At 73.1% G+C, this 11646-nt stretch carries 8 protein-coding genes; 6 read left to right on the top strand and 2 right to left on the bottom strand.

Annotated features, from left to right (window positions below; translation table 11 throughout):
• Window positions 1-194 precede the first annotated feature (194 nt).
• Window positions 195-3728 carry a transcription-repair coupling factor gene (gene mfd, locus ACP4IX_RS18045; RefSeq protein ID WP_426556085.1) on the top strand — a complete coding sequence of 1178 codons (3534 nt, stop codon included), beginning with the start codon at window positions 195-197 and terminating at the stop codon, window positions 3726-3728.
• A gap of 97 nt (window positions 3729-3825) precedes the next feature.
• Here the strand turns inward: mfd and ACP4IX_RS18040 are convergent, their stop codons facing one another.
• Window positions 3826-4023: an antitoxin gene (locus ACP4IX_RS18040; protein ID WP_426521257.1), complete on the bottom strand. Its 198-nt coding sequence runs from the start codon at window positions 4021-4023 to the stop codon at window positions 3826-3828.
• 133 nt (window positions 4024-4156) lie between these two features.
• Here ACP4IX_RS18040 and ACP4IX_RS18035 point away from each other — a divergent pair, with 133 nt between their 5' ends.
• Window positions 4157-4936 carry an HNH endonuclease family protein gene (locus ACP4IX_RS18035; RefSeq protein WP_426521259.1) on the top strand — a complete coding sequence of 260 codons (780 nt, stop codon included), beginning with the start codon at window positions 4157-4159 and terminating at the stop codon, window positions 4934-4936.
• A gap of 152 nt (window positions 4937-5088) precedes the next feature.
• On the top strand, window positions 5089-5832 hold the full coding sequence (locus ACP4IX_RS18030; RefSeq protein WP_426521261.1) for an N-acetyltransferase: 744 nt from the start codon (window positions 5089-5091) through the stop codon (window positions 5830-5832).
• Window positions 5833-6054: 222 nt separating this feature from the next.
• On the opposite strand, the gene ACP4IX_RS18025 is transcribed toward ACP4IX_RS18030, so the two are convergent.
• Window positions 6055-6555: a hypothetical protein gene (locus tag ACP4IX_RS18025; protein WP_426521263.1), complete on the bottom strand. Its 501-nt coding sequence runs from the start codon at window positions 6553-6555 to the stop codon at window positions 6055-6057.
• Between the two features lie 189 nt (window positions 6556-6744).
• Between ACP4IX_RS18025 and ACP4IX_RS18020 the strand changes: the two genes are divergently transcribed.
• From ACP4IX_RS18020 to pkaE, 3 genes are all read left to right on the top strand, one after another.
• Complete coding sequence (locus ACP4IX_RS18020) at window positions 6745-9102, top strand: N-6 DNA methylase (protein WP_426556120.1); 2358 nt, start codon at window positions 6745-6747, stop codon at window positions 9100-9102.
• 135 nt (window positions 9103-9237) lie between these two features.
• Window positions 9238-9954, top strand: coding sequence for a hypothetical protein (locus ACP4IX_RS18015; protein WP_426556084.1), 717 nt, complete (start codon window positions 9238-9240; stop codon window positions 9952-9954).
• On the top strand, window positions 9951-11483 hold the full coding sequence (pkaE, locus tag ACP4IX_RS18010) for a serine/threonine protein kinase PkaE (RefSeq protein ID WP_426521267.1): 1533 nt from the start codon (window positions 9951-9953) through the stop codon (window positions 11481-11483). The genes ACP4IX_RS18015 and pkaE overlap by 4 nt, the downstream gene beginning before the upstream one ends.
• Window positions 11484-11646 lie beyond the last annotated feature (163 nt).

Genomic DNA, 11646 nt, shown 5'->3' with positions numbered 1-11646 from the left:
GGGGACAAAGGACGGGAGCCAGGGGGCGGAGCCCCTGGTGGGGACCCCGCCATGCCGGTCAACCTGGCAACGGACGTCATCCACAGCCCCGACGCCGACGAGCGCAGCGTCGTACGCTGGACACCCCCGGCCCTCACCGCGTCGGGCTACTCGTGTTGTCCACCCCGGCACCCCAGGACGGAAGCGCCCCCTCAATGAGTCTGCACGGTCTGCTCGACGCCGTCGTCAAGGACACCGCCCTCGCGGAAGCGATCACGGCGGCCGCAGACGGCAACCGCATGCACGTCGACCTGGTCGGCCCGCCCGCCGCCCGCGTCTTCTCGGTCGCCGCGCTGGCCCGCGAGACCGGCCGCCCCGTGCTGGCGGTGACCGCGACGGGACGTGAGGCGGAGGACCTGGCCGCCGCTCTGCGCTCCCTGCTGCCCCCGGAGGGCGTCGTGGAGTACCCCTCCTGGGAGACCCTTCCGCACGAACGGCTCAGCCCCCGCAGCGACACCGTCGGCCGCCGCCTCGCCGTCCTGCGGCGGCTGGCCCACCCCCGCCCCGACGACCCCGAGACCGGCCCGGTCTCCGTCGTCGTCGCACCCGTACGCTCCGTGCTCCAGCCCCAGGTCAAGGGCCTCGGCGGCCTGGAGCCGGTGGCGCTGCGCACCGGGCAGAGCGCCGACCTGAACGAGGTCGTCGAGGCCCTGGCGGCCGCCGCGTACGCGCGGGTGGAGCTGGTGGAGAAGCGCGGCGAGTTCGCGGTGCGCGGCGGCATCCTGGACGTCTTCCCGCCCACCGAGGAGCACCCCCTCCGCGTCGAGTTCTGGGGCGACGACGTCGAGGAGATCCGCTACTTCAAGGTCGCCGACCAGCGCTCCCTGGAGGTCGCCGAGCACGGCGTGTGGGCCCCGCCCTGCCGTGAGCTGCTGCTCACCGAGGACGTACGGGAGCGGGCCCGGGTCCTCGCCGAGGACCATCCCGAGCTGGGCGAACTGCTCGGCAAGATCGCCGAGGGCATCGCGGTGGAGGGCATGGAGTCCCTGGCCCCCGTCCTCGTCGACGACATGGAACTGCTGCTGGACGTGCTGCCCAAGGGCTCGATGGCCCTGGTCTGCGACCCGGAGCGGGTGCGCACGCGGGCCGCCGACCTCGTGGCGACCAGCCAGGAGTTCCTCCAGGCGTCCTGGGCGGCCACCGCGGGCGGCGGCGACGCGCCGATCGACGTGGACGCGGCCTCCCTGTGGTCCATCGCGGACGTCCGGGAGCGGGCCCGCGAGCTGGACATGATGTGGTGGTCGGTGTCGCCGTTCGCCGCCGACGACGCGCTGGACGACGCCGACACGCTCAAGCTCGGCATGCACGCCCCGGACAGCTACCGCGGCGACACCGCCAAGGCGCTGGCCGACACCAAGGGCTGGCTCGCCGACGGCTGGCGCGCCGTCTACGTCACCGAGGGCCACGGCCCGGCCGCGCGCACCGTCGAGGTCCTCGGCGGCGAGGGCATCGCGGCCCGCCTGGACAACGACCTCGGCACCCTCAGCCCCTCCGTCGTGCACGTCTCCTGCGGTTCGATCGACCACGGCTTCGTCGACCAGGCCCTCAAGCTCGCCGTGCTCACCGAGACCGACCTGACCGGGCAGAAGGCCGCCGGCCGCGAGGGCGCCCGGATGCCCGCCCGGCGCCGCAAGACCATCGACCCGCTCACCCTGGAGGCGGGTGACTACATCGTCCACGAGCAGCACGGCGTCGGCCGCTACATCGAGATGGTCCAGCGCACCGTGCAGGGCGCCACCCGCGAGTACCTGGTCGTGGAGTACGCCCCCGCCAAGCGCGGCCAGCCCGGCGACCGCCTCTACATCCCCACCGACCAGCTGGAGCAGATCACCAAGTACGTCGGCGGCGAGGCCCCCACGCTGCACCGCCTGGGCGGCGCCGACTGGACCAAGACCAAGGCCCGCGCGAAGAAGGCGGTCAAGGAGATCGCCGCCGACCTGATCAAGCTGTACAGCGCGCGGATGGCGGCGCCCGGTCACGCGTTCGGCGCGGACACCCCCTGGCAGCGCGAGCTGGAGGACGCCTTCCCGTACGCGGAGACCCCGGACCAGCTCACCACCATCGCCGAGGTCAAGGAGGACATGGAGAAGACCGTCCCCATGGACCGCCTGATCTGCGGCGACGTCGGCTACGGCAAGACCGAGATCGCGGTCCGCGCCGCCTTCAAGGCCGTCCAGGACGGCAAGCAGGTGGCCGTGCTCGTGCCGACGACCCTGCTGGTGCAGCAGCACTTCGGGACGTTCGGCGAGCGGTACGCCCAGTTCCCGGTGAACGTGAAGGCGCTGTCCCGCTTCCAGACCGACACCGAGTCGAAGGCGACGCTGGAGGGCCTGCGCGAGGGCTCGGTGGACATCGTCATCGGCACCCACCGCCTGTTCTCCTCCGAGACGAAGTTCAAGGACCTCGGCCTGGTCATCGTCGACGAGGAGCAGCGCTTCGGCGTCGAGCACAAGGAGCAGCTGAAGAAGCTCCGCGCCAACGTCGACGTCCTGACCATGTCCGCCACCCCCATCCCGCGCACCCTGGAGATGGCGGTCACCGGCATCCGCGAGATGTCCACGATCACCACCCCGCCGGAGGAGCGCCACCCGGTGCTGACCTTCGTCGGCCCCTACGAGCACAAGCAGATCGGCGCCGCGATCCGCCGCGAGCTGCTGCGCGAGGGCCAGGTCTTCTACATCCACAACCGGGTCGAGTCCATCGACCGCGCGGCGGCCAAGCTCCGCGAGATCGTCCCCGAGGCGCGCATCGCCACCGCCCACGGCCAGATGTCGGAGCAGGCCCTGGAGCAGGTCGTCGTCGACTTCTGGGAGAAGAAGTTCGACGTGCTGGTCTCCACGACCATCGTCGAGTCCGGCATCGACATCTCCAACGCCAACACCCTCATCGTCGAGCGGGGCGACAACTTCGGCCTCAGCCAGCTCCACCAGCTGCGCGGCCGCGTCGGCCGGGGCCGGGAGCGCGGCTACGCGTACTTCCTCTACCCGCCGGAGAAGCCGCTGACGGAGACGGCGCACGAGCGGCTCGCCACCATCGCCCAGCACACCGAGATGGGCGCGGGCATGTACGTGGCGATGAAGGACCTGGAGATCCGCGGCGCGGGCAACCTGCTCGGCGGCGAGCAGTCCGGCCACATCGCGGGCGTCGGCTTCGACCTGTACGTGCGGATGGTCGGCGAGGCGGTCGCCGACTACCGGGCCTCCCTGGAGGGCGGCGTCGAGGAGGAGCCGCCGCTCGAGGTCAAGATCGAGCTGCCCGTCGACGCGCACGTCCCGCACGACTACGCGCCGGGCGAGCGGCTGCGGCTCCAGGCGTACCGGTCCATCGCCTCCGCCAACAGCGAGGAGGACGTCAAGGCCGTACGCGAGGAACTCGTCGACCGCTACGGCAAGTTGCCGGAACCGGTGGAGAACCTGCTGCTGGTTGCGGGCCTGCGGATGCTCGCGCGGGCGTGCGCCGTCGGCGAGATCGTGCTCCAAGGCAACAACATCCGCTTCGCGCCCGTGGAGTTGCGCGAGTCCCAGGAACTGAGGCTCAAGCGGCTCTACCCCGGAAGCGTCATCAAGGCGGGCGCCCACCAGATCCTCGTGCCGCGCCCGAAGACCGCGAAGGTGGGCGGCAAGCCGCTGGTCGGGCGGGAACTGCTCGGCTGGGTGGGGGAGTTCCTGACCTCGATCCTGGGGTCGTAGCCGCACACGTACGCCGAGAGCATGGAAGCCGTCCACGGGGCCAAGCCCGTGGACGGCTTCCGATGTGTTCGAGGTGTGGGCGCGCTGTCGCGCCCTACTACCGTTCCGGCCGGTGGCCGCCCCGCCCGCGCCCGAAGCCGAGCTTGCCCTCGGCCCGCTGCTGTGCGGCGTCGACCTGCTTCTGGTACTTGCCGCCGGTCCTCTGGTTGACCTGGCGTTCGGCGGCGTCGGACACCTTTCTTGACCTGTCCTTGTCCTTGCCGGCCATGTGCTTCATCTTGTCGAGGATGCCCATGCAGAGCTCCTTCCGAGGCGTGACTCACTTCCGACGGTACGGCACGTATGTCCTGCATGCCCAATAAAGCCCACTATGGTCTGGACCTCTCCGTCGCTACGGTGGTACGGCGAACAGCAAGGGGAGGACACGCATGAGGCGGCGCAGCAGGATCCGTACCGGGTGGGCCGCGGGTGCGGCCCTCGCTCTGGCCCTGGTCACCGGATGCGAGGGACAGCACGACGGGACCTCGTCCTCGGCCGACGGAGCCGAGGGACAGGCCGAGGGGCAGGCGGCGGGACGGGCCGTCAGCCCGATGAACAACCCGGACGGCACCGAACCCGGCCTCGCCCCGGTCGAGGGCGATACCGACGAGTCGAAGGCCCGGGATCTCATCGACGGACTGAAGACCAAGGGGCGCGGCCCCAGGACCGGGTACGACCGTGACGAGTTCGGCTACGCCTGGATGGACTCGGCCGACGGCGTGCCGCTCGCCCGGAACGGCTGTGACACGCGGAACGACCTGCTGAGACGCGACGGCCAGAAGCTGCGCTTCCGCTCCGGATCCGACTGTGTGGTCGTCGCCATGACGCTGGACGATCCGTACACCGGCACGACCATCGAGTGGCGCAAGCAGCAGGCGAGCGAGGTCCAGATCGACCACGTCGTGCCGCTGTCGTACAGCTGGCAGATGGGCTCCTCGCGGTGGCCGCAGAGCAAGCGCGAACAACTGGCGAACGACCCGCTCAACCTGCTCCCCGTCCAGGGCCGCGCCAACTCCGCCAAAAGCGACTCCGGACCGGCCTCCTGGCTGCCGCCGGACAAGCAGATCCGGTGCGCGTACGCCGTCCGCTTCGCCCAGGTCGCCGTCAAGTACGAACTGGCGGTCACCGCACCGGACCGGCAGGCGATGCTGCGGCAGTGCGGCGGCTGAGGAGCGCCCCGCCCGGCACGCCGCACCACCGCCGGAGAGGAGCAGGAGCAGCCCCGCGCACGGCCGGTCCGGCGACCTGCTGTTCGGCGGGGCGGGGCGGGGCGGTCGCAAAACCGCTGTCCGGCCGTCGGCTTCCTGCCTACCGTGGCCCCATGGAATGCAAGATATCGAGCCTCGCCGAGCGCCCGGAGATGGCGGACCGGATCCGGGAGATGGCCGACAGCTGGCCCGCGTTCGCGGTCGAGGACCTCTCGGGCAACGCCCACTATCCGCGCATCGCCGCCGAACTGCCGGAGTACGTGCAGTTCGCCGAGGACGAGGACGGTGAGGTCGTCGCGCACGGCCACAGCGTGCCGTTCGCCCTCCACAGGGAGGGGCGCGGCACGCTGCCCGCGCGGGGTTGGGGCGAGGTGCTCGTCTGGGCCTTCGGAGACCTGCGACGCGGTGTGCGTCCCGACACCGTCAGCGCCATCTCCGTCACCGTCGCACCCCGGGCCCAGGGGCTCGGCCTGTCCGGCCGGATGCTCGCCGCGATGCGCGACAACGCCCGCGCCCGCGGTTTCCGCGAGGTCGTCGCCCCCGTCCGCCCCAGCGCCAAGCACCTCGAACCGCACGCCCCCATCGAGGAGTACGCCCGCCGGCTGCGCCCCGACGGCCTGCCTCACGACCCCTGGCTGCGGGTGCACGCCCGTGCCGGCGCCACCCTCGACTCGGTGGCCCCGGCCTCCATGACCGTCTCCGGCTCGCTGGACGAGTGGCGGCAGTGGACGGGACTGCCCTTCGACACCGCCGGGGACATCGAGGTCCCCGGCGCCCTGGTGCCGGTGCGCTGCGAACCGGAGCGCGGGTACGCGGTGTACGTCGAGCCCAACGTGTGGATGCGGCACGCGCTCTGAGGCCGGCAGCGTGCCGATGTACGTGGCGCACCAGGCCAGGCTTTCCAGCGGTGGTGCGGTGGTGCGGTGACCCTGGCCGAGCTGAGCTCGGCCGTGAGCGGTGCGTGGTGCACCGTGCGCCGCGAGCGGTGGCGTGTGCGTGCCCGCCGGGAGGCGTGAGCCGTGACGTGCGAGTGCGGTGACGTGCGAGTGCCGTGAGCGCTCGCGGACGGGGCGGCGGCGTCAGAAGTTGCCGTTGCCGAGCAGCTCGCCGTCGGCATCGTAGATCGTGACGAGGCCGTTCTCGCTCTGCTTCCAGTCGGCGAATGCGGAGGCGATAAGTTTGGCGGGACCGGTGGCCTCGCCCATGATGCCGCCGGTGAAGTCGGTGTAGACGTCTGCGGCGTCGAGGATATCGTTCTGCTCGTCGGCGCCCTGCACCTTGGTGACGTGGGAGACGGCGTCCTTCTCCGCCGCCGTCCCGTTCTTCTGCACGAACGCCTTGAACTGCTCGGCCTGGGACGCCTTCTCGACGGCCTTGTCCTCGGCGGGCTTCGCGTCGGACGCGCCGTCCGTGCCCCCCGTGCCGTCCGACGCGGAGCCACCGGACTTCTCGCCCGAGCTCGCGGAGGTCCGGTTGTCACTCGTGCCGCCGCCGCTCCCGTCACCGGAGTTCGCCGACACCGCGCCGATGACGACGAGGCCCACGACAGCACCCAGCGCGACCTTGGTCTTCATGCCCATGACTCTGTTCCCTCCCCATGCGGCAACCGCCACCTCTCGGCGGTTGCTCGTTCGCGGTGTCAATGAGACCAGAGCTTGTGAACTGAGTCAACCAGGTTCACAGTGCCATGTGTGTACACGTGCGTGTATCGATGTGAACGCCTGTGTCGGTATGCTCGGCGTCACACCATCGACGAGGGGGCCGTGCGGGTGCAGGACAACGCGACAGAAGTGACCGCCGCCGGAATCGCGCGGCTCGCCGGCGTCGGCCGCGCGGCCGTCAGCAACTGGCGCCGTCGGCACGCCGACTTCCCCAAGCCGGTCGGGGGCACCGAGACCAGCCCCTCCTTCGCCCTCGCCGAGGTGGAGGGCTGGCTGCGCGAGCACGGCAAACTCGCCGAGGTCCCTTTGCGGGAACGGGTCTGGCAGCAGCTCGTCGGCCATCCCGAAGGCCCGGGCACCGCGCTCACGCACGCCGGCTGCGTCCTGCTGCTGATCCACGACCGCCCCACGCTCTGGCTGGAGCTGAGCGCCGGCTCCGACGAACGGCTCGCCGCGATGCTGCCCGAGGCGCTGGACGGGGTACTGGCGCCGCGCTTCGGGGTGGCGCGCGGGGGGCGCGGCGGTCGCGGTGGGAGCGCGCCGAGCGCTGCCGCCGGTTCCCCCGCGGGGGCGGGGGCGCCGGTGGTGGCGCCGGTGGTGGCGTCGCCGTCGGCGTCGGGTGCCGTGAATACGTCCACCGGGGGCCACACGGTCACCCCGGTTCACACGGAACGCTCCGTGAAGGCACCGGACTCTGTGAACACCTCATCGACGATTCACACCCCCGTCCCCGCTCCCGCTCCCGCCCCCGCCCCGGTTCCCGCTCCCGCCCCGACCCCGCCCCCCGCCCCCGTCCTCCGGACCCCCACAGGCCCCGCCGTCCTCGTCTCCGCCCCTCTCCTCCGAGGCGCCGCCGAACTGGCCGCCGAGCTCGGAGCCCGGCAGGCCTTCGAGTTCCTGCTCGGCCGGCACCTCGACGCCAACCCCCGCCAGTACACGCTCACCCCCGCCGACCTCGCCCGCCTCATGGCGGACCTCGCCGGCCCCGCCCGCACCGTCCTCGACCCCGCCTGCGGCACCGGCGCCCTCCTGCGCGCCGCCGCGCCCCACGGCCCCGCCCCCCGCCCCGAGCAGACCGATCAGCGGCTGTACGCCCAGGACAGCGCCCCCGACCTCGCCGCGCTCACCGCACTCCGGCTCGCCCTGAACACGCGGGCCACCGTGCGCGGCGCCGCCGGCGACACCCTGCGCGCGGACGGCTTCCCCGGGCTGCGCGCCGACGCCGTCCTCTGCCACCCGCCGTTCAACGAACGCAACTGGGGCCACGACGAACTCGCCTACGACGCCCGCTGGGAGTACGGCTTCCCGGCCCGCACCGAGTCCGAGCTGGCCTGGGTACAGCACGCGCTCGCCCGCCTGAGGGACGGCGGCACGGCCGTCCTCCTCATGCCGCCCGCCGCCGCCTCCCGCCGCTCCGGCCGACGCGTCCGCGCCGGTCTGCTGCGCCGGGGCGCGCTGCGAGCCGTGGTCGCGCTGCCCGTCGGCGCGGCCCCGCCGTACAACATCCCGCTCCACCTGTGGGTGCTGCGCAGGCCGGAGAAGGCGTCCGCGCAGCCCGAGGTGCTCCTCGCCGACGTGGGACGGTTCACCGGAGAGGGGCGCGGCGGACCGGACTGGCGGGCGGTGCGGGGTGCCGTGCTCGACGCCTGGCGGGACTTCGACCGGGACGGCGGCATCGGCGACCGGCCCGGCCTGGCCCGCTCCCTGCCCGTCATCGAGCTCCTCGACGACGAGGTCGACCTGGCCCCCGCCCGCCACCTGCCGCCCCCCACGGCCACCGACGGTGCCGGACGGCTCGCGGACGTACGAGAGCGCCTCGGCGAGACCCTGCGCCTGACCACCGATCTCACCCCCGCGGCCGCAGGCCTCCGGCCGGGGGCCGCCGACACCGCGCAGCCCGTGCCCCGCTGGCCGCTCACCACCGTCGGTGAACTCGCCCGCGGCGGCGCTCTGCTCCTGCGCACCGGCGGAAACGGCGGCCACGCGCGCGTGCCGGTGCTCACCGACCACGACGTGCTCGCCGGCACCGGCCCCTCCGGCACGCTCCCCGAGAGCGAGGAGGAGGCCGTACTGACCGAACCCGGCGACGTCGTCGTCCCGGTCCTCGGCGGCGGCTCCGTCGCGCGTGTGATCGACGACGACACCGCCGGTGCCGCCCTGGGCCGCAACCTCGTCCTCCTGCGTCCCGACCCCGCCGCGCTCGATCCCTGGTTCCTCGCCGGGTTCCTGCGCGGCACCGCCAACAACCGGCAGGCCAGCAGCTACGCCTCCACCGCCACCCGCCTCGACGTCCGCCGCCTCCAGCTCCCCCGGCTCCCGCTGGACGCCCAGCACCGCTACGGTGCCCGCTTCCGTGCCCTCGACGAGTTCGAACGGGCGCTCCGGCTCGCGGGCCGCCTCGGCGAGCAGCTCGTACGCGGGCTGTACGACGGGCTCACGGACGGCACGGTGGCACCCGGCCGGTGACCTCGCGGTGATCGGTACGGCAACGGTTCGGCACAACGAGGGACCACTGTCGGCCCCGGCCTATACGCTCGGACTTCCACACTGAACGGCCCGTCCGTCCGTTCGGCACGTCGGCACCATCGTCCAGGAGCAGTCATGTACGGCAACAGCGCCGCCGGGCCGCCGCCCCCACGCGGCGCGGCCACCGTCATCACCCTGCGCGTGCTGTTCGCCGCCGCCGGTTTCCTGACGTGCGGTCTGCTCGCCTGCGTCCCGCTGTTCCGGATCGCCGTACTGCGCGGCCGCGGGCTCGACTGGGCCGTGGCCTGGCTGAGCATGCCGGTGTCCATCGGCTGCCTCGCCGTGGTCGGTGAGCTGCCGGAGAGCGACCCCCGCACGGACGCCGCCATGGCCGCCCTGCTGCTGATCGGAGCGGCGGCCAGCGCGTACTTCCTCGTCGTCGACATACGCCTGCACGCCGCACCGCGGCAGTTCAGCGGCTACGCGCCACCGCGTCACCCCTCCGCCGCGCCCTACGGCCAGACGCACCCCGCGGGACCGTACGCGCCCACGCTCGTACCGCAGCCCCCGGCCAACCGCCCCGCGCACCCCGGGTTCCAGGCACCCCATACGCCGGTGCCCCACGCGCCGGCACCCCACGCGCCGATGCCCCATACGCCGATGCCTCAGGCGCCGATGCCCGAGGCTCAGGTGTTCCAGACGTCCGTGCCCCAGCACCCCGCCCCCACCCCGCCGCCCCCGCACCCCGCCCCCGCCCCGGCCCGCATCGACCAGGTCCGCGCCGAGCTCGACGAGCTCAGCGACTACCTGCGCAAGCACGACGGCAACGGCGACAGCCAGGGCGGACGGTGACCATGGCGGCCGGACGTGTCGTCGGCGACCGGTACGAGCTGTCCACGCTCATCGGGCAGGGCGGCATGGGCCAGGTCTGGACGGCGTACGACCGGCGGCTCGACCGGCGCGTGGCGGTGAAGCTGCTGCGCCCCGACAAGGTGGCCGGCCAGGAGGCCGACGAACTGCGCCGCCGGTTCGTGCGCGAGTGCCGGGTGACCGCACAGGTCGACCACCCCGGCCTGGTCACGGTGCACGACGCGGGCAGCGAGGGCGAGGAGCTGTTCCTCGTCATGCAGTTCGTCGACGGCGCGGACCTCTCCGACCACCTCGCCGAGCACGACCCGTACCCCTGGCAGTGGGCGGTCGCCGTCGCGGCCCAGTTGTGCGCCGTCCTCAGCGCGGTGCACGCCGTGCCGATCGTCCACCGCGACCTCAAGCCACGCAACGTGATGGTGAAGCAGGACGGCACCATCACCGTCCTCGACCTCGGCGTCGCCTCCGTCATGGACGCCGACACCACCCGCCTCACCCACACCGGCACCCCCATCGGCTCGCCCGCCTACATGGCGCCCGAGCAGGCCATGGGCGGCGCGGTCGGCCCGTACACCGACCTCTACGCCGTCGGCGTACTCATGCACGAACTGCTCAGCGGCGATGTCCCGTTCGCCGGCTCGACGGCCCTCGGTGTCCTCCACCGGCACCTGTACGAACCGCCGCTGCCCGTGCGCCGCATCCGCCCCGAGGTCCCCGAGGCACTCGAAGCCCTGGTCCTGCGCCTGCTCGCCAAGGACCCGCAGCACCGGCCCGCCTCCGCCCAGGAGGTCTACGAACACCTGGCGCTGCTGCTGCCCGCGCGCGGCATGCCCACCGGCGGCCCCCTCGACCCCACCCGCCCCTTCGTACGCCCGCACGCCCCCTGGCCGGACCGTGCCCGCACCCCCGCGTCCCGGCCGGCCCCCGTGCCGCCCGCCGGTGAAGCCGCGACATCGGACGTCGCCCGCGCCGTCGACGACGTCAAACGCCTCCTCGGCGAGGGCCGCATCACCCAGGCCGTCGACATCCTCGGCGCGATCCTGCCCGCCGCCGCCGAACAACACGGCGAGCGCTCCCCGGTCGTGCGGACCCTGCGCAAGCAGTACGCGGCCACCCTCATGGACGACGGCCAGTACCGGCGCGCCCTGCCCGAACTGCGCCGCCTCGCCGACGAACGCGCCGCCGAGGCCGGCCAGTCCGACCCGCAGTCCCTGCGCCACCGCCACGACGCCGCCCAGTGCCTGGAGCAGCTCGGCGAACCGGCGGCGGCCCTCGCCGAGTACCGGGCGCTGCTGCCGTACTACGAGAACCAGTACGTGGCCGGTGACCCCGACCTCGCCCACGACGTCCGCCGCCGCATCGGCCACCTGCTCCTCGCCCTCGGCGACCGCGCCGCCGCCCACGAGACGCTGGCCCGGCTGCTGCACGACGTGGAGCGCGTCCAGGGACCCGGCCACCCGCTCGCGGCCGACATCCGGCGCACGCTCCAGTGGCTCGGCCAGGTACGCGGCTGACGACCGCCCCCCCCCGGGGGACGGCGCGGCGGTGCCCGAAGTCCTCGTGAATCGTTGGTCGAATGGGTTGGCCGGAGCCCGGCCACTGCCTACCATCGATCACCGCAAGACTTTGTGCGCCCGCCCGTCGCCCGACCACCGCCCTGGTGGAGGCGCCGCGCGC

Source organism: Streptomyces sp. WG5 (assembly GCF_049974565.1).
GTDB lineage: Bacteria > Actinomycetota > Actinomycetes > Streptomycetales > Streptomycetaceae > Streptomyces.
This window is presented reverse-complemented; position numbering and strand designations above follow the sequence as displayed.